14 protein-coding genes are annotated in these 20,035 nt (G+C 50.2%); 6 read left to right on the top strand and 8 right to left on the bottom strand.

Features of this window, described 5'->3' with window-relative positions; all coding sequences use genetic code 11:
* Positions 1 to 242 precede the first annotated feature (242 nt).
* From ACN0YH_RS19905 to ACN0YH_RS19895, 3 genes are all read left to right on the top strand, one after another.
* Entirely contained in the window at positions 243 to 1,454 is a 1,212-nt protein-coding gene (locus ACN0YH_RS19905) for a GntR family transcriptional regulator (RefSeq protein WP_417381338.1), read from the top strand.
* Between the two features lie 107 nt (positions 1,455 to 1,561).
* Complete coding sequence (locus ACN0YH_RS19900; protein WP_417381337.1) at positions 1,562 to 2,515, top strand: DUF1559 domain-containing protein; 954 nt, start codon at positions 1,562 to 1,564, stop codon at positions 2,513 to 2,515.
* A 56-nt stretch (positions 2,516 to 2,571) separates the two neighbouring features.
* The gene (locus ACN0YH_RS19895; protein ID WP_417381336.1) at positions 2,572 to 2,991 is read left to right on the top strand and encodes a carboxypeptidase-like regulatory domain-containing protein; all 420 of its coding nucleotides are present in this window, start codon (positions 2,572 to 2,574) and stop codon (positions 2,989 to 2,991) included.
* A gap of 21 nt (positions 2,992 to 3,012) precedes the next feature.
* On the opposite strand, the gene ACN0YH_RS19890 is transcribed toward ACN0YH_RS19895, so the two are convergent.
* The 3 genes from ACN0YH_RS19890 to ACN0YH_RS19880 form a co-directional block, all read right to left on the bottom strand.
* Positions 3,013 to 3,825 carry a DUF817 domain-containing protein gene (locus ACN0YH_RS19890; RefSeq protein WP_417381482.1) on the bottom strand — a complete coding sequence of 271 codons (813 nt, stop codon included), beginning with the start codon at positions 3,823 to 3,825 and terminating at the stop codon, positions 3,013 to 3,015.
* Positions 3,826 to 3,977: 152 nt separating this feature from the next.
* Positions 3,978 to 6,104: a hypothetical protein gene (locus tag ACN0YH_RS19885; protein ID WP_417381335.1), complete on the bottom strand. Its 2,127-nt coding sequence runs from the start codon at positions 6,102 to 6,104 to the stop codon at positions 3,978 to 3,980.
* A 264-nt stretch (positions 6,105 to 6,368) separates the two neighbouring features.
* Positions 6,369 to 7,808: a sulfatase-like hydrolase/transferase gene (locus ACN0YH_RS19880; RefSeq protein WP_417381334.1), complete on the bottom strand. Its 1,440-nt coding sequence runs from the start codon at positions 7,806 to 7,808 to the stop codon at positions 6,369 to 6,371.
* A 147-nt stretch (positions 7,809 to 7,955) separates the two neighbouring features.
* Here ACN0YH_RS19880 and ACN0YH_RS19875 point away from each other — a divergent pair, with 147 nt between their 5' ends.
* Complete coding sequence (locus tag ACN0YH_RS19875) at positions 7,956 to 9,089, top strand: DUF6263 family protein (RefSeq protein WP_417381333.1); 1,134 nt, start codon at positions 7,956 to 7,958, stop codon at positions 9,087 to 9,089.
* Between the two features lie 407 nt (positions 9,090 to 9,496).
* Here ACN0YH_RS19875 and ACN0YH_RS19870 read toward each other — a convergent pair whose 3' ends face one another.
* Positions 9,497 to 10,477: a class I SAM-dependent methyltransferase gene (locus ACN0YH_RS19870; protein ID WP_417381332.1), complete on the bottom strand. Its 981-nt coding sequence runs from the start codon at positions 10,475 to 10,477 to the stop codon at positions 9,497 to 9,499.
* 355 nt (positions 10,478 to 10,832) lie between these two features.
* Here ACN0YH_RS19870 and ACN0YH_RS19865 point away from each other — a divergent pair, with 355 nt between their 5' ends.
* On the top strand, positions 10,833 to 14,285 hold the full coding sequence (locus tag ACN0YH_RS19865; protein ID WP_417381331.1) for a pyruvate carboxylase: 3,453 nt from the start codon (positions 10,833 to 10,835) through the stop codon (positions 14,283 to 14,285).
* Between the two features lie 407 nt (positions 14,286 to 14,692).
* Complete coding sequence (locus ACN0YH_RS19860; protein ID WP_417381330.1) at positions 14,693 to 14,989, top strand: hypothetical protein; 297 nt, start codon at positions 14,693 to 14,695, stop codon at positions 14,987 to 14,989.
* A 14-nt stretch (positions 14,990 to 15,003) separates the two neighbouring features.
* On the opposite strand, the gene ACN0YH_RS19855 is transcribed toward ACN0YH_RS19860, so the two are convergent.
* The 4 genes from ACN0YH_RS19855 to trpE form a co-directional block, all read right to left on the bottom strand.
* A complete protein-coding gene (locus ACN0YH_RS19855) occupies positions 15,004 to 15,699 on the bottom strand; it encodes a hypothetical protein (RefSeq protein WP_417381329.1) in 696 nt (231 codons plus the stop codon).
* A gap of 118 nt (positions 15,700 to 15,817) precedes the next feature.
* Positions 15,818 to 16,165, bottom strand: coding sequence for a histidine triad nucleotide-binding protein (locus ACN0YH_RS19850; RefSeq protein WP_417381328.1), 348 nt, complete (start codon positions 16,163 to 16,165; stop codon positions 15,818 to 15,820).
* Positions 16,166 to 16,265: 100 nt separating this feature from the next.
* Positions 16,266 to 17,951: an Nramp family divalent metal transporter gene (locus ACN0YH_RS19845; protein WP_417381327.1), complete on the bottom strand. Its 1,686-nt coding sequence runs from the start codon at positions 17,949 to 17,951 to the stop codon at positions 16,266 to 16,268.
* Positions 17,952 to 18,083: 132 nt separating this feature from the next.
* Positions 18,084 to 19,592: an anthranilate synthase component I gene (gene trpE / locus ACN0YH_RS19840; protein ID WP_417381326.1), complete on the bottom strand. Its 1,509-nt coding sequence runs from the start codon at positions 19,590 to 19,592 to the stop codon at positions 18,084 to 18,086.
* Positions 19,593 to 20,035: the final 443 nt, after the last annotated feature.

Below are 20,035 nucleotides of genomic sequence, written 5' to 3'. Positions count from 1 at the left end.
TAATCCTGGCTGATATGAGCCATAAACCAGACATTTTTGTATGGTTATGGTACCTACTTATTTAGCTAATGCCAGGCACTATTCTGGTTATCCGGTGCGATTTCAATGACCTTCAGTTTCTAATAGTCTTATTATTAAGGGACTATTTCATACTAAATTTTGTTTGACAGACGATTATTCAGTTGTACCATGTTGTACGTACCTATCTTAAACAACAGCCTCTATCCTGGGAAGCATTCCACTTGTTATCAGCCAGTGAATTTTTAGAGACGACCACTCGATCGGATGATCACGAATCAAATCCTTCCCGCGCGAAATACGAACGTATTCAGGATCATCTCAAAAAGCAAATCCTTGACGGAAGCCTTCCCCCCGGAACAGCACTTCCCTCTGAGCAGCAGCTGGCAATTCTGTTTGAGAGTGCCCGTAGCACGATTCGCCAGGCAATGGGCATGCTCGAACGGGAAGGTCTGGTGAGCCGCGTCCAGGGCAAAGGAACATTCATAAACGAGAATGCACGACAACGGCTGGCCTGCGGCCTGGATATCCTGGCGCTGGTGATACCGGAAGTGCTATCGGGGTATTACCCGTCTCTGCAACACAGTTTTGAAGAATCATCCAGTCAGTCACAGAACCAGATGCTGGTCTGCTGCACAAGAAACAATATCGACAAACAAGGCAATGCGATCCTGCAACTGATCGACAACCAGGTAGGAGGCGTTGCGATCGTACCGGCCAGTACGCCCCCCACTCCCGCTTATCAGATTCGCCAGTTACAGAAAGCGGGAATACCCGTGGTCCTCTGCCACCGCCCTGTTGAAGGAATCACTGCACCACTGCTGGGACTCCCGTTTCAACAAATTGGCGGACTGGCGGGTGACGCCTTAGTCAGGCAGGGACATCGTCGTGTTTCATTTTTCGCGCCACATTGTACACAAACAACCGATCTCTACCTGGAAGGTTTTCGTAAAGCACTGGCCAACGTCAATTGTGAACTGGCAGCCGACCACTGCTATTTCGGTACCGACGGGACCATTGACATGCAGGAGCTGGACAGCGAAATCGAGGCGGCCCTGAAACGCATTTTGAATCAGCCTGATCGCCCCACGGCAATCTTCACGAGCTTTGACTCCATGGCGGAACGCATTTACCTGCATCTGACAAGAATGGGGCTGCGGATGCCGAACGACATTTCCCTGATTGGCGTGGGAGACCAGATTCGACACAGCGTACTGCAGCAGCAAATTGCCTCGGTCACCGTCAACGAAACTCAGCTGGGACATCGCGCGGTAGAACTGTTAAACCAGATGCGCAGCGGCGAACTCCCGATTGAAACATCCGAGACCAGTATCATGCCGGCAGAAGTATATACAGGAATGACACTGGGACCAGCACCGGAAACCGTAAAACCACCAATGCGATCAATACAGAAAGAATCGTCTATCAACTCGTAATACCATATATCTTTATCTATCGCTGCCAGGCTTTGGTACGTCTGCTTTCGCGCCACTCTCCGGGCGGGCCTGTGCAGTCATTTTAAACTGTTTGAGAGGGACCAAAGATGAAACACCCCATCTTTAAGAATCGCGGATTCACGCTCATCGAACTTCTGGTTGTGATTGCCATTATTGCGATCCTGATCGCCCTGCTGTTGCCTGCTGTTCAACAGGCCCGGGAAGCCGCTCGCCGGAGCCAGTGTAAAAACAATCTGAAACAGCTGGGACTGGCAACACACAACTACCATGACAGCCACAATGTCTTTCCCATCAGCCACGGCGATACCGGAAACTCGTTCGGCTGGCGGGCATTGATCTTACCTTACGTGGATCAAGCCCCCATGTATAATAAAATCAACTTCAGTGGGAACATTGTTGATGCCGGTAACCTGGAAATCGCCCAGACTCCGCTGGGCCTGTATCACTGCCCCAGTGATCCCACGGCGAGCAATGTGAGTGGCAGCAATCAGGTCTGGTCGAACTGGTGTTTTCCGGCCTCCTGCCCGACCGCCTCACGAAATAATATTGCCGTAACCACCTACAAAGGCGTGGACGGTCGCGCATTTGATCAGTCACTGACTGCCTCCCCCATGCCACACGGCATGTTTGACCGTCGGATGGGACTGCAGGCCAGTGGAGGCGGGGGGAGTATTGTCACTCCGAACCGGACCATGAAGATGCGCGATGTGCTGGATGGTACCTCGAATGTACTGTTTGTGGGAGAGAACTCACCCGGATTCCATGCCTGGTCTTCCTGGGCTGCCTGGCATTCTCCGATGACCACCGCCTACCCCATCAATCACCCGTTTGCGGTCTGGGGAAGTGCGCAGACCCGCATCAGCTCCGGCGCCCATGGCTGGATTGATGGCTTCGCCTCTTCCAGCTATCACGAAGGGGGAGCGCATTTTCTGATGGTGGATGGCAGCGTGCACTTCTTTAGTGAAAACATGGACTTTCTCACCTATCAACAGTTGGGACATCCACAAGATGGCCTGCCAGTCGGTGGTTTCAGCTACTGAATGACGATGTCATATTATACCTCAATTTGATCAGAAATTCTGAGCAGGAGATACCTATGCTGATCATGAAAGTTCTTGCGCGGGCAGGAATGCTCTTTTCCCTGGCCCTCTGGTGTAGCGGTTGCGGCGGTGGTGGTGGTGAAGATCTGCCGGAAACGGTCGCCGTGAGTGGAGTCGTGACATATCAGGGCAAACCGGTCACTGATGCGTCCATCATGTTCTATCCCCTGCAGGGACGTAAACCGGCTACGGGTAGATCGGATACTACTGGCAAATTCACCTTACGTACGTTTGAAAAAGATGACGGCGCCCTCCCCGGCGAGCATCAGGTGACTGTGAATGCCTATCAGTCAACGCCGGAAGGGGTCTCGATGAAAAGTGCGATTCCGATCAAGTACAGCAGCCCGACCACTTCGCCACTCAAGATCACAGTGACGGATACAAACCCGGAGATCAAACTGGAATTGATTGACTGAAATCAGCACGACGATGTTTACTTAATTGCTGTTGTCAGCCTGTCTGGTGGGATCGCCGATCTGCAACGGTCGGTTCACCAGTGAGACCAGCACAAAGCTGAGCATCATCAGCAGATACCAGGCAACCAGCTTCGAAAGCGAAACCAGCTGCCAGTGGTGCTTCTGCATGGGGTAGATCCAGACATTGGCATACGTCGCCAGATTTTCCGCGAACCAGATAAACAACGCGACGAGCAGCCAGCCCAGCACCAGAGGCATACGTCGATGGAGACGGTTCATTTTGAAATAAATCATCACTCTGCCAAACATCAACAGGCTGGCGGCGATGAGCGCCCAGCGAATATCCACCACATAATGATGTGTAAAAAAGTTGGCATAAATCAGTGTTACGAGCACGACCGTGCTCCAGTAGGGCGGATAACTGGAATAGCGAAAATCAAAGATCCGCCAGACCCGGGCGATATAACTGCCCACGGCGCTGTACATGAATCCGGCAAACAGAGGCACATTGCCAATTCCAATCTCAAACGGTTCCGGATATTGCCAGGAACGAATGCCATCTGAAGTTTTAAACAGCTCCATCACGGTTGCGACGATATGAAAAACCAGAATCACGACAGCCTCACGCGGGGATTCCAGTCGAAAACAGAGCAGGAAGATCTGAAAGGCGACTGCAGCCAGAAACAGAAAGTCATAACGATAGAGAAAATCGATCGGATACCAGAAGCGAGTGATGATCATCAACGCCAGCAGAAAGCCACCGAAGATACAGGCGGACGCCTGTTTAATACCGAACAGCCAGAATTCATGGAGAAAGGTTTTCAGGAGATTCAATCCGTTCTGAGGTGGGGAATCGGGAATTCGATTTTTGAAATTCGATTGTACTGCACCAGCGGTAAAGTCTCTATAAAAAAAGGGAGCAGACAATTTGCCTGCTCCCTGTTCGGAACCTGGGATGGCTCCAAGCCATCCCACGCACACTTCCGTTACTCAGCACTGACAGCAGCGACCTGCGGTGCCAGTTGCATATCCAGCGGATTCGATGCGGCACCATCGCCACGCACAATCACGAAGGTAGCATCCGCTGCGTCCAGCAGAGGCAGTTCGGGCAGTTGGACGCGAACCCCCAGATCGTACCAGCCATAGATTTCTGCTTCGAAATTCATGCCATTCAGGGACATCAGAACTTTGCCGGGTTCCGGTCCCAGGCCTTCGCCAGCCAGATTGACCATCCCACCACTGAAGACGACATCGGTATCAGCAGAGAACAGAGCTGGATCGACGGGCAGTACATCGACTCGTGCCACGACCGCACCATTGTTTTCTTCGAATGCTTCTGGAATTTCCCGGTGTGAATCGATCAGTACATGCAACTGTTCGAAGGGCACCTGATTTCCTTCTTCATCTAAAGAGAGAGTACTGGCAGCGAATGGCAGACGAATATCGACAGACTGAATCTGCCCTGCCGCGATATTATCAACGCGTGTTCCTGCTTCAGGTACTCCAGCAACTGCGTCTCGTGTGTTGGAAGCAAGCAGCATGACATTGAAGGGCTGGTTGATATCGACCACACTGTTATTGCGGAACCAGACGCGGAAACGAGGTCCCAGTTCTTCTTCAGGATGACCTGAGTCAACAAAACGTACTGCCAGCATCTGCAGGTCAAGTCCACTGTCGATGACGATTGGTTCAATATCCACCCAGGTACCACAGGTCACGATGGGGAGTGGCTGCCAGACAGGACAGTCATACCAGACCCAGGGGACACAAGGATCACAGATGATTGGACGACAGATCAGTGGACGAGGATCACAGATGGGGTGACACCAGTCCCACCAGCACCAGTCAACCCAGGCAGACCAGTGCGGGCTCCAGCAGTAGTTGGGGTACATGCCAGGACCGGCGTACCAGCAGCCAAAGTGAGTCTGAGTGAAGGAATTCGCCATATTGCCGAACAAAGTTCGATTTCTCCAGCCACCATGCTTGAGCAGGTTTTGATTCAGATGTAACTGACGGGCGACATCACCTTTTTTATGCAGTTCGAACTGCTTTTTCAGTTTCCACTGTTTGTTGTTCTTACTGTTAATCAGGGCATTAAATTTTCCGGCCTGCAGTTGCTTATCCAGATTCAGCTTGAGTGGTTTGATGCTATGGTTTTTGAAGAGGTCTTTGTTCAAAGGCACGCCATTTTTACCGAGCCATTTCTTGGAAGGACCAAACTTTTTGCCTTTGGAAAAATCTTTATGCAGATCGATGCCTTTAGGGAGCTTACCGATCTGGTTTGGTTTTTTCCCGGGTTTCTGAATATTATTTCCTGGTTTGAATACGTTGTTACCTTTACCAGGCTTCGTATCGAATTTTCCTTTTCCTGGTTTAAAGACGTTATTTCCAAAACCAGGCTTTGAGGGTCTGGTCACCTTTCCAGGTTTTGGTACAAATTTACCAGGAGCCACTTTACGATCGGGAATCTTCAGGTTCGGAATTTTACGATCGGGTACTTTCCGGTCTGGAATCTTGCGATCCGGTATTTTTCTGCCTGGTTTTTTATACTCGGGGATTTTCAGGTTTGGTACTTTGCGGCCTGGTACTTTGCGATCAGGTTTCCGTGGATTCAGATGTTTTGTGTCCAGCTTAATGCCGTTCTGTTTTCCGAACTGCGGCATTTTGAAGTCAGATCGTTTTGTCTGAGGAGTCACTTTGAACGACTTCGAAGGACGGCTGGCCCCCTTCTTATTTACCTTGGGACTGACATTGCCGGAGAAGTTTTTGATACTTTTACCGGAGGGACGCGACAGACTCTTTGATGCAGAAGAGGACTGTGGCCGAGTGGACTGTGGCCGAGTGGACTGGGGCCGAGTGGACTGGGGCCGAGTGGTTTTGGGGCGTGTAAAACTTTGTGGCCGACTGGAAGCACGTTGTGGCCGAGAGGATTTTGACGAACTTTTGGAACTGCTTTGGCTTTTCTGACTGCTGCGACTGGAACTGCGACTTTTGCGATCTGACGACTTGTCAGCCGCCAACAAGGGGGCACTACAAATCCCCCCCACAAGTGCCAATGAGAGTAACATACGAAACGGCCGTTTGAAGTATTGAACTTTATTCTGGATCATCATGACTCTTCCCCTTTGGTTAAACCGTTGCTGCCCGCGTTGTGATGTGAACGGTTTGAGAGAAGAGCGTAAAATATGCCAATTATATCGATTTGATATCAGCGACCAAAAACACAACTCCTTAAAATGTATTAAAATAAAGGGTTACGAAATTTCAATCCAGACAGACTGTCCAGCAGATAAGATTGTAAAATCCACATGAGGCAGCATCGCGCCATCATATTGATTCCACGCAGAACTCATTTTCGCGGCAGTGTGCACCGAGTTTCAGGAATTTTCGGCCGCTTGCTTGAGAGAGGGATCGTCCTGCTGTTTACGCCAGGCATTCAATTGGTCCAAGAGTTTGTCAGACACCTGTTGATGGGCGGCTTCGTCCGACAGGTCATGTTGTTCCAGCGGATCATTTTTGAGATCAAACAGCTGGATCCGGTCCAGGTGGGGATAATAGATGAGCTTCCAACGATCCGTGCGGATCATTCGCTGAAAGTTACGGAAGTAGCAGTAGACCTCATCATAGATGGCATCATCCTCTCCTGTGAGTACCGGTTTGAGGCTCTTGCCTTCGACCGTCTTGGGAACAGGAACTCCTGCCAGGTCACAACTGGTAGGATATAAATCGCGGAGATAGCATTGCGCTGCGGAGATTGTGTCAGCAGGAATACCAGGCCCGACCAAAATCATGGGAACGTTGACCGTGTGCTCATACATATTCTGTTTTCCCCGCAAGCCATGACTGCCCATCGCCAGACCATGATCGCTGGAATAAATCAGAATGGTATTCTCCCATTCGCCCGACTTTTTCAACGCATCTACAATTCTTCCCACCTGCGCATCCAGGTGGGAAATAACAGAGTAATAGAGGGAGAGATCGTTCTGTACAATCTGTTTTGTGCGCGGCCAGGGAAGGAGTGCCTCGTCGCGGCCATCAAAATTGCCATGATCAAAAGGATGTTGTGGTAGAAAGTTCTCGGGTACAGGCATTTTGTCCGGATCGTAGTACTGTTCATAACCGATGGGCATCAACAGAGGATCATGGGGCGCCGTGAAACAGACGTGCAGAAAAAACGGTTTTTCGTGCTTTCTCTCGACGAATTCTATGGCAGCGTCGGCGAAGTGTTCGCTGATATTCGAAGTGAGCCCGACCCCTTTTTCGGGAAAGAAATGGCGTTCGTCATCCTGAAAGATCCAGCCACGATAGCCGGTCACCAGGACACCGTTACCATCAAAAGAAGGGACTGCCCAACGTCCGCCCCCTCCGGTAAACAGCCCCAGAGTTTCATTGTATCCACGCAGGACCGGCTTGCCATCATTGTGCCATTTGCCAACATACCAGGTATTGTATCCGGCTTTCGACAGGGTCTGGGACCAGGTGGGAAGCTCCTTCTTAATCGGCTTTCCGAAATCCATGGAGCCATTATGAAAACCACTGACACCAGAAAGAATCTCAGCCCGACTGGGAGTACAGATCGGGTTGGCACAGACGGCACGGGTGAAACTGGTCCCCGCTTTGACCAACTGATCGAGGTGCGGAGTTTTAATGATCGGATTCCCCAGGGCAGCGATGGTATCGGGCCGCTGATCGTCGCTGAGCAGGAAGACGATATTCGGACGAGTGGTTCTGTTGTCAGCGTTCTTGTCTGCAGCGGTGCTGAAACCACAGATACTGAGGCATAAAACTGCCCAAAACGTGCGAATTACAGTCGACATCGACATCTCCCATCTCAAGAGGATTCGGCGTTTGAGGGGCCGAATTCGTCTTTCACTAAATCCGTATTACTGATAAGTTTTACATCTCAAAATCACTGGAAATTCTTCATTCGTTAGCTTTCTTTATCTATTCTGGACAATGTCGCCATGCAGGGCAAGCGTTATATCAGCTGGATGCTGGGAATTATGATACTGGCGTGGACCGGATGGTCATTCTGGGTCAAACGGCAGGAAGCAGTAGAAGTCGTTGAGGACAAGGAACCACCTAAACCTGCTGCCGCTGCGAAACCGATGGACCACCTGATACAGGCACAGAATGCCTCGTTGCAAGACGAAAAAGTGGAAGTGCTGGAATTGAACCTGGAGGTCAACCAGCGATTTCCGATGATCAAAACTGTAGAACAGAAACTGTCCCAGGCTTCTGCTGCTGGCGTTATCCACAGTACTTCAAAACTGGAGCTGATCCTGGCGTTGACGGTGGAAGAACTGCGTGACGACGGTCGTAAGCGACTCAAAGTGAGCTACACGGGAGTTAAATACTCGCATGATATTGCCGGCGAACAGGTGCATTACGACTCCCATCGCTCTTCAGGACCGGTGCCACCACAGGTCCAGGCCTATCAGCATCTGGTGAATAACGGGTTTTCGTTCTGGATTGGACCAGATAACAAAATCGTAGAACTGGTGGGCTTTGATGAGTTTCTCAAACGCTGTCTGCAGAATACCAGTGCCAGCCAACGGGAAACGGTACTGGCCAAGATTTCGGAATCCTCGGGCGATGATGGGGTTGCTAATTTCATTGACGACAGTATTGGTCTGCTGCCATACAACATTGACGAGAATCACAAAGGAGGTGCGATCCGCGTGGGAGAGACCTGGATCAAAACCCGCCGCCTGACACAACCGATTCCGATGGTTCTCAAAACCGAGTATACGCTGCGTGAACTGAACGACAATATCGCCCGCATCAATATCGCCGGTGACATCGCCGCATCCAAAATCAGCAGTCCGATCAACCAGCATGGGAAATCGGTACAACTTTACATTCGAGGCGGAAAATCATTCGGTTCCTGCCTGATCGATCGTAAAACGGGGTTGCCCCTGGAATCGAAAATCGATCGCTTCCTCGAAACCACAGTGAAACTGGCCAGTGGTATAGAATTCGAACAGCAGAAACAGATCGTGACCACAATTCGAGCCTTTCCCCACCAGGAAGAACGCACGCTGGGACCGGCTGCGAAACTGAACCGACCCGGAAATCCGAAACCGGCTGCGAACTGAACGGGGTCGTTTCTACTGATGTCCGATTTTCATCTCTCAGCGCTGAGAGAATCCCCGGTATAATGTGCCCGTCTGTGGCTTTCGGATCCGGATGATCGAGCCGGATGATCGAGAATGACTGAACATATTACGCCGAAAACTGGTCAAAAAGGCGTGAGCTGGGGCGAGGCACTGGCGTGAGGGTGTGCGGAAAGTGGCGCGAATGTGCGCCGAAACGCAGTTTTGCGCAAGCGAAACTGAGTGCTCAAATCAGAACCAGTCAGTCATTGACGGCAGTTTGGCCCCTGAAAAACAGTCTATTTCGCGTAGTGCCTATTTCTTGACCGGGACACATTCAGACAGTAGAAGTAACATTTTTACAAAGACGAAATACCAACGGGAGAAAACAGTCAATTTAGAGAATTGACTCAGGCAGCGGCACGCAATTCAGCGGGTTGTTCGTCTTCCTGATCAGAGGCGAACTGCTGGCATTCCTTAACGACGTCGGCAACAAACTGTTTCGCCGTCAGATGCTCACGCAGGTAGCTGGCGACTTTAGAGAAGCGTGTTGAGACATACCAGGGACGCAGATGATAGCGAACGGGGGTCGCCTGTTCGATGACCTGCATGGTCTGCTGATAGTTATCGAGATCAATATTGAGATCAGTGCTGTCACTGCAGGAAAAGAGCATTTGCAGATTGGGATTTTCTTTTGAGCCGAACTGCACCTCCAGTTTGAATCCGCAGCTTTCCGCAAGCATCTTCAGACTGGACGGAGTGAAATTATGAATGTGAGCGTAATGGAACATTTTACTGCGACGGGCAAAGGGAGCCGCGATGTTCGGGCACTCGACATAGAACAGTCCGTTTTCCGCCATCATGCCTCGAATGTATTCCAGGGCGCGACGCGGCGAATTGAAATGCTCGATGACATGGACCAGCAGCAGCAGTTCGCGACTGTGATCGCGGGGTTGTTCAAACAGGTCCCCACGCACCACGTTTGTCAGCAGGCGCTGCTGGGAGTAATCCTGAAAGCCTTCGCCTGGCTCGATGCCTGTCGACTGATGACCGTTGAGTTCGAAGACTTTCACAGTACAGCCAATCCCGGCTCCGACTTCGAAAACACCCGCATCGGGTTCGATATGTGGTTGCAGCTGACGGAAAATTCGTTCACCATTTTTCCAGGCACGCATCACGCGGCGATCCGAGGGAGTCAATTCGCCATGATAGCTCTGTCGATATTCTGTGGCATAATAATGGGCGAGTTCCTCATCTGTCGGTATTTTGCCATGCGCGACCAGACCACAGGCTTTACAGATAACAGACTCCAACGAATTCCCGTGCCGATCCCGATCGCCAATTTGTTCAAACTCGGTTCCTGCACACAGATCACACTGTTTTTGTTCCATTGGGTTCACCACATTTATTCGCCAGAATTCAACGATTTCTATCACGTCAGAACCTTGAAACTCGGACCGGAGGCGATAGAACGGATCAGATTGGCGTGAACACTAATCGGAGCAGGAAAACAGGTCAAGATGAATCATTCCAAACCTGTTTCCATGGGTGATTTAGCAAAAACCTCCGGCCTCAGGACCACCCGGATATTGTGTTGGGTTGAGAATTCTCGCAAAGGGGTGTGCTGCATTGTTTTTCTGGACTCGAGCATGTACCCTAATGACCATTGGACAGTAGAAATATCAGGAATAAAGGCCCGGCATTTTAGCACCCAAGCCGTAATTATAAAAAGAGTTAGGATAATTCATGTCTGACGGTAAAATCAAGAAGCTGCTCGTCGCCAACCGTAGTGAAATTGCCATTCGAATTTTTCGAAGTACACACGAATTGGGAATTCGTACTGTCGGTATTTATACCCACGAAGACCGTTATGCCCTGCACCGCACCAAAGCAGACGAAGCATATCAGATTGGAAAACCGGGGCACCCGGTTAAATCCTACCTGGATATCGAAGCGATTATCGCTCTGGCCAAGCAGAAGAAGATTGACGCGATCCATCCAGGTTACGGGTTTCTTTCAGAGAATGCTGATTTCGCTCAAGCCTGTGAAGACGCCGGAATCATCTTTATCGGCCCTCGTGTGGAGACCTTGAGAGCCCTCGGAGATAAAATTTCAGCTCGTAAAATTGCGGAGAAGGTGGGCGTCCCTGTTTTAGGGGGAAGTGGCGAAGCGATCGTGGATGCGGCTTCAGGTCGGAAGACGGCGGTCGACATTGGTTTCCCGATTATTCTGAAAGCAGCGCACGGCGGCGGCGGTCGCGGGATGCGGGTGGTTCAGAAAGAAGCAGACTTTGATTCGTCTTACGAGTTGGCACGAAGTGAATCTCTGTCGGCGTTTGGGAGCCCGGATGTATTCGTTGAGAAATTTATCTCACGTGCCCGTCACATTGAAGTGCAGTTACTAGGCGACAAGCATGGCGGCCTGGTGCATCTCTACGAACGCGACTGTTCTGTTCAACGACGTCACCAGAAGGTAGTGGAAATTGCACCGGCTCCAAATCTTGACCCGGTAGTCAGAGACGCGCTGTGCGAAGCAGCTTTGAAAATCGGGCGGAGTGTAAATTACGAACTGGCAGGAACAGTAGAGTTTCTGCTGGACGCTGATACGAATCAGTTTTACTTCATCGAAGTCAATCCACGAATTCAGGTCGAGCATACCGTGACAGAAGAAGTCACCGGCGTGGATATCGTGAAATCACAGATTCTGCTGGCTCAAGGGGCCCAGTTGAATGACCCGGGAATCCGCATCAATTCCCAGGAAGAACTGCAAACACACGGGTTTGCACTGCAGTGCCGCGTGACAACTGAAGATCCGACAAATAACTTTATGCCCGACTATGGACGCGTGGCACATTACCGGTCTGCCAGCGGGATGGGCGTGCGTCTGGATGCGGGGACGGCGTTCTCGGGGGCGATGGTCTTCCCGTATTACGATTCATTGCTGGTGAAAGTCACCACGTGGGCACGGACTTTTAAAGATGCAGCCGCCCGCACGGAGCGTTGTCTGCAGGAGTTTCGAATTCGTGGCGTGAAGACGAACATTCCATTTGTGCTGAAACTGATCACACACCCGACTTTCCTGAACGGCGAATGTTATACCCGGTTCATTGATGATACGCCTGAATTGTTCAAGTTTCCGAAGCGGCATGACCGGGCGACAAAGCTGTTGACTTATCTGGCAGAGACCGTCGTTAACGGCAATGCGATGGTGAAGGACCGTCCGAAAGCGGTTCGACGGATGCCTGCTCCGATTCCCGAATATAACAAAAAACTGCTTTCTCCCCCCGATGGGATGCGACAGAAACTGCTGGAACTGGGTGCAGAAAAATTCGGTAAGTGGATTCTGGATCAGAAAGAACTGCTACTGACGGATACTTCATTCCGGGACGCGCATCAGTCTTTATATGCCACGCGGTTCCGAACACATGACATGCTGCAGATCGCGGAAGTCTACGCACATAACTGCCCGCAGTTGTTCTCACTGGAAATGTGGGGCGGAGCGACGTTTGATACATCGATGCGATTCCTGAAAGAATCTCCCTGGCAGCGACTGGCTGAGATGCGCACCCGCGTGCCGAACATTCTGTTCCAGATGCTGATACGGGCTTCGAGTGCGGTTGGTTATACGAACTACCCGGATAACGTGGTGCGAGCCTTCGTAAAAGAAGCCGCCGATGCAGGCATAGATGTGTTCCGCGTGTTCGATGCCCTCAACTGGGTACCGAACATGAAAGTGGCGATGGAAGAGGTTCAGAAAAGTGGTGCGATCTGCGAAGCCAGTATCTGCTATACGGGCGATATTCTCGATGCTTCGAAGTCGAAATACGATCTGAAATATTACGTCAATATGGCAAAAGAGCTGGAGAACATGGGCGCGCATATTCTTGCCATTAAAGATATGGCGGGGCTATGTAAGCCGTATGCAGCCGAGTTGCTGGTGAAAACACTGAAGCAGGAAATCGGTATTCCGATTCACTTCCACACGCATGATACAAGCGGCGGACAGGCGGCTTCGATTCTGAAGGCTGCCGAAGCCGGGCTGGACATTGCCGACGGTGCGGTGCCTTCGATGTCGGGTGGAACTTCACAACCGAACCTGACAACAGTTGTGGAAGCACAGCGATTTACAGAACATCAGCCGACAGTGGAAGTCGAACACCTGGATGAGATTTCCGAATACTGGCGTGCGGTTCGTAATTTCTACACTGCTTTTGAAAGCCCCGTGCTTCCCGCAGGTGCGAATCTGTATGAGCATCAAATGCCCGGTGGTCAATATACAAACCTGCTACAGCAGGCGCAGTCGCTGGGGCTGGGAGATCGCTGGTCTGAAGTCTGTCATGTGTATGCGGAAGTGAATCAACTGCTGGGTGATATTGTGAAAGTCACGCCGACTTCGAAAGCCGTCGGTGATATGGCGTTGTTCCTGGTTGCCAATGATCTGAGTTGTGATGACGTTGTGAAAGGCGATCGCGATCTGGCATTTCCGGAATCAGTACTGGATCTGATCAGCGGCCGAATGGGACAGACTCCCGGTGGATTCCCTGAAGATATTCAGAAAAAGATTCTGCGGGGAGAAAAACCACTTACCGAACGACCAGGAAGTATTCTTCCACCGGCCGACTTCGAAGATGCTGCGAAAACGGTTCAGAAAATGATCAATCGCACGCCCACCGATCAGGAAGTGGTCACTTACCTGCTGTATCCGAAAGTCTACGAAGATTTTACTACGCATCAAAAAGCGTATTACGATACGAGTGGTCTCCCCACGTATGCGTTCTTCAACGGCATGGAACCGGAAGAAGAAATTTCGGTCGAGATTGCACCGGGTAAGACGCTGATCATTAAGTTTCTGGCGGTAGGTAAGCCACAAACCGATGGTTGTCGTACTGTGTTCTTCGAACTGAATGGTCAGCCACGTGAAGTGGTGATTGTAGATAAATCGTTGAAGCCGCAAGGGGATTCACGTCGTCGCGCGGATTCGGGTGATCCCAAGCAGATTGGTGCTGTCATGCCGGGTGTGATTGTTTCGCTGGCAGTTAAAGTTGGAACCAAGGTCAAAGCCGGTGATCAATTGCTGGTGCTGGAAGCGATGAAGATGCAAACGAGTGTCATTTCAGAGCAGGACGGCGTGGTCAAAGAAGTGGTCACAGACGCGGGCACTCAAGTGGAATCGGGTGACCTGCTGATCGTGCTTGAGTAGCCTCTGTCCATACATCGACAAGTGTCTGAAGACTGGGGAATTTCCCCCATAAATAATCAATGCGCATAATTTTACTACAGGTAAATACCTCATGTATGTGTAGTGAAAAACTGCAATATTCGGAGCGAATTCAACAAACTTGTATTGGTTTCAGCCGAACATAAACCATCCCATATTACCTAGTCCTGCCAGCATAATCTTGATCGTATTTGCATCAGCAAAAACAGGATTCATTTTGCTTCTACAGGCTAGAGAAATTCAATGCGGGCATAAATCTACGCCGATAGATTAGTTAACAGGTAATCTTTACCAGCCTTATTCAGGTCTGGTCCACAAACTTCTCAATCGGAACAAAAGAACAGAAGCAGTTTGCTACGGTTCTTTGAAGAATTTGGAGTACTCGGCGAATGACTGGAGCGCGTCAATCCATTCAACCACCTCATTTTGTGATTTCCAGTGAGGGAGAGCTTCTAGGTGAAGACACCCCCGAGAATCAGGAGTTAGTCCGTCGCGTGGTAGCCTGTGTGAATGCCTGTGACGGAATTACCACTGAAGAGCTGGAGAGTGGTATTATTAACGATATGCGGAGTGTGATTGCCCAGACAGCGCCACTGTTACAGGAACGCAGTCAGATGACCGAACTTCTGCGGCGTGAAATTCGCGCAGAAATGAATGCGCGCAATAAGAAGGATCAGGAAGATTGATTCTCAATCGTGAATCAATTTGAGCCGCGTTTAATATACCCGCTGATACGGACTTTCAACTTGCCCGTTGATTTATGCCCGGCGGGGAGATTCAGGCCAATCATCAGTACGCCATCATCTTTCGGGGTATACTCTGTTTTGTCACCAATCAGAAACGGCTTCCCCATCTTAGGTTTTCCTTTTTCCTGAGAGATCACCATTCCCATCAGTGCACCTGTGGGAATTCCATCAGCCAGTTCTTTCATGGCAGTCGTATGTGGTAAGCCTTCCACGCTGGTTTTGATATCGGCGATGAAATCGTATGTCCCGGTCGCCTGAATACGAACCATTTTCCCCTTAGCCACCAGACCCGCTGGTACGCTCCAGTTGCGTGCGGCATCAACATCGAAATCAGAAGAGTTGGAACTCATCAGTTTTTCGTTGAGCTGAGTGATCATCGCCTTTACGCCGGGAACATCTTTTTGCAGACTCTGAATCGATAGCAGCATCTCGCGGGATTTTTCATAATCCCCTGCTTCAGAATACTTCCGGGCAATTTCTGCTGACTGCCTGATGAAGGAATCACGGAGTTTGTCAGCCTGGACATTGAGCGACTTGACGTTCGTTTTTTTTGAACTCTGTGCCTTAACGGGTTCTGAAATCAGCAGTACTCCCAGAGTACTTACCAGTAACAGTAATTGAACATTCCGGCCAGATCTGAAATTAAACACGATTCGATTCCTCTATTCTTTAAACCAGATGTGAATGCTTTTATTATGACGAATCCCTGCTATCGCTGGCAATCAGAATCCGGCGTTCCCTTGTCTGCAGTGACAAATTTCGAAACATTTATCCGGGTGGCCATTGCAACGAACGCCCTCCCAGCAGATGCAGGTGCAGGTGGTCGACCGTCTGCCCCCCTTCTTTACCGGTATTAACGATTGTACGATATCCAGAATCCAGTCCTAACGTCTTTGCCAGTTTCCTGACAGTGAGCAGCAGATGACCTACCAGTTCCTGATCTGAATCTTTCAAGTGTGCAAGGGACGGAATCTCCTGCTTCGGAATAACCAGTACATGCACGGGGGCCTGGGGATTCACATCGTTGAAAGCCAGGCATAATTCATCTTCATAGATAATGTCTGCCGGGATTTCCCGATCAATGATTTTCTTGAAAATAGTTTTCTCACCAGACATCTACCTGCGTCCTCCCTATTTCATTCGACACTATTTTTAAAATTACAGTCCGAAAAGTGAAAATGGAATCTGTAATTATTTCTCAATTGATTGCTAAGGCTTAAGTAAACAGCTGTTTGTAAACACCATACCCACCTGCCAGCAGCAGCCCCAGGCAGGAAAGAAACAGCATCAGATCCCACAATCGTCCGGGAGCTAAACGGGCGTCGATTCTCGTATAGCGCAGATAAATGGCAGCGACTCCCAGCATCGGCAACATGATGGCCTGCATGGTTCCCGCGATCAGGACCAGTCGAACCGGATTTGCCCCTGTCAGGAAAACTGCCAGACACAAGACAGGCAGGATCAGTGACATGATCTTGATCGAGTTTTGCAACGACGCGGGTTTGCTATCATCAACGATACCGAAAAATCGTAGTCCATCCGAGAAGATACGTGCATTCGCGGCGTTCGCTACCAGGAAAGTGGAATACAAGACAGCAATGGCACCTGACAGGAACAGCCACTTGGCGAAGGTACCGAAGACAGGTACATAGGCTTCCGCCAGGGTACTCACCATCCGCATACCGTCCGGGTCCAGGCCTTCCTTGTGCAGCACAGCCACTCCCATCAGATAAAAGGCAAGCGTTGCAAATGTATAAATACACATTGAAGCAAAGGCGTCAATTTTCATCACCCGCATCCAGCCTCTGGCTCTCTCTGCCCACGCTTCATCTTTAGAATGAGGCCCAGTAAAACGTGCATAGCCTTTCTCCAGACACCAGTAAGGATAGGCAATCAGCTCTGTCGCACCGACGCCTATAATCCCGAACGCCGCCAGAGCCGTCAACAGCGGGTTCATTCCGCCGGTCGCCTCAGGAACACCAAACGAAAGCCCGCGGACGATTTCTGCTGTCGAGATACTCCAGATGTCGGATGTCTGCAGGGAAATCACATTGCCGATGGTAATGAATGTAAACGAGACCACCAGGATCGTCGACAAATGCTCAATCAGATTATAGCGACCGTAGTATAATAGAATTGAAGTAAATATAGCGATCACACTGGCCCAGATCTTGTCATCCCAGGTCTGCGGTTCGAGAATTGATTTTCCATCTTTATCCAGCAGAGAATCGTTATTGCGAATTTTTTCGAGAATCACCTGACCGGCCGCCTGCAGGCCTTCGATGCGTTTTTTCATTTTGGCATGACCGCGCAGATATCGCTCGCGTTCGGCAGTTGACAGATCTGCCAGAGTTTTTTGTTCATCTTTCAAAGCTTCTTCCAGCTCCAGGTAATGCACGAATTCCTTTTCTGAAGGGTATTGAATTGCCTGGAGATAATCACCTTTAATCGGCAGTGTCAAAGCCAGTGCCTGTCCAACACCACCCACAATGCCACCCAGCTGACCGATCGTACAAATACTCATCACCAGCCAGAACCAGAGGATCCAGTTCGGGGGTTTCTGTCCTTTGGTACTCAGAAACCCAAGTCGGGGGCCAGGTACATGATTTAATGCAGCCAGAGTCGTTTCCCCTCGTGAGATGGAAAATCGCCCCAGTTCGATCTGGACGAATACCTTGATCAGGCATCCCACGATGATCAGCCACAACAGCGCGATTCCAGCCTGAGCACCGGTCTTGGTGGTCGCGATCAGTTCACCGGAACCGACAATACTGCCAGCCACGATCAGTCCAGGACCCAGTCGTTTGACGATCCCCCAGAAATCGGTCGGGGCTTTGATTGATTCTTCGAGAGTCGAATCAACGGAAGGATCGAGCGCATTACTCTTCTGTTGAGATTCCATCGTACTCCTGTTTCATCTTTGTCTTCGACGAAGGGAACAGTCGAAACATTACTCAGAGCCGTTAGAATTCTAACAGTGATCACTCAATCTCAGTTTGCATTTCGTGACCTCATTGGTGAAATGCATTTCCGATTACTTGAGTTGTTTTTCTGCGACCTCTATTGCTTTGAGCAACCCCTTTGCCTTGTTAAGTGTCTCATGATATTCTGTTTCCGGTACACTGTCGGCAACGATCCCGGCGCCGGCCTGAACGTAGGCCGTAGACCCCTGCATCACCAGTGTACGAAGTGCAATACACGTATCCATATTCCCGGTAAAATCGAGATAGCCGACGGCTCCTGCATAAGGGCCGCGGCGGTGTGGTTCAAATTCGTCTATGATTTCCATCGCCCTGACTTTGGGGGCACCGGAAACGGTTCCCGCAGGCAATCCCGCTCGGAGTGCATCCAGGGCAGAACGATCTTCGGTTAATGTGCCAGTCACATTGGAAGTAATATGCATGACATGGCTGTAGCGTTCCACCTCCATCACATCTGACAGTTCGACCGAACCAAATTCGCAGACACGGCCCACATCATTGCGTGCCAGATCGATTAACATGACATGCTCAGCACGTTCCTTGGGATCGGCAAGCAGTTCTTCCGCCAGACGTTTGTCTTCAGCTTCGGTCTTACCCCGTTTACGGGTCCCCGCAAGCGGACGAATTGTCGTGACTCGATCTTCCACCCGCACCATGATTTCAGGAGAACTCCCCACCAGATCCACTTCAGGAGTTTTCAACAGAAACATGAAAGGACTGGGATTCACGACGCGCAGGCTGCGATAAATATCCAGTGGTGTCGCTGTGGTTTCCAGCTTGAGTCGCTGGCTTAAGACCACCTGAAATATATCGCCGGCAACAATATATTCCTTACAGGCATCAACGGCTGTTTCGAATTTCTGCTGTGTGAAATTAGAGGTCCAGTTCAGATCCGGTTCGGAATGTGTATCAACCCTGATGTCCGCCATCTTTAAGGCAGATGGATCGCCATCCTGAAACCGCTGGCAAGTCTGATCAATTTTATCACAGGCACTCTGATAGGCGGCTTTCAGTTCTGTCTCATCCAGATCGGCCTCTAGATGCGCATGAGCGACGACCAGTACCGTTTTATTAATCTGATCAAACACCACCATGTGATCGTATAACGCAAATGACAGATCAGGGAGTTGACGGTCGTTTTCTGGAGCATTCGGCAAATGTTCCGAATAGCGGACGACATCGTAACCGGCGTATCCAACAGCGCCTCCACAAAAACGGGGGAGTCCAGGAAGCTCTGCGGCCTGATATTGATCGAGAATCCTCTCCAGTTCCTGCAACGGGTCATCGACAGTTCGTTCCTCAGTCTGTTCCTGCTGTTGGATCACCATCCGCTGTTCGTACGCGTCGACAGTTAAAAAGGGATTCGCCCCCAGAAAACTGTAGCGGCTGATCTGTTCGCCCCCGACCACACTTTCAAACAAAAACGAATAAGGTCCTTTTTCCAGTAACTGATAGGCACTGACTGGAGTCAGCGTATCCCCGGTCAACTGCCGGTAGACGGGAACCAGGTTGGCCTGCCCGGAAAGTGATTTAAATGATTCAAAATCGGGAACGTATTTCATGGACTATCTTAACTGCACTGTCTGTGGATGAACGAGCATCGCGGTTTCTCTAATACTCAGAGTCGACTCTCTTATGAACATTTCCTTCCGGTGAGACAAGCGGCCCATGGCTTCAGTTCTCAAAAAATCCCAAAAAGTCTGACGGATAGATCTGGAAAACAGCGGCCCTGACAGTGAGTTTCGGTTTTTTCAGTTTCGGAATTACTTGAGAGGAATGGTATTCAAGAGACTCATTGCATAAAATGTAAGAACAACACGAATCTTAAAGAGCTTTCAACTAGATCCCCGTGGATTAGACTTTGTTTTCGCGTACTGAATGAGTATGGTACTTGTTCCCCGAGTCTACACCGTTTGGGAATGAAAGTCACGTGAGTAATACTAACGCCAGAGACCGGATCTCAATTCCATGGATCTGATCTGTTTTGAATACTATAAAGGAGAAT

The organism is Gimesia sp., from assembly GCF_048262075.1.
GTDB lineage: Bacteria > Planctomycetota > Planctomycetia > Planctomycetales > Planctomycetaceae > Gimesia.
This window is presented reverse-complemented; position numbering and strand designations above follow the sequence as displayed.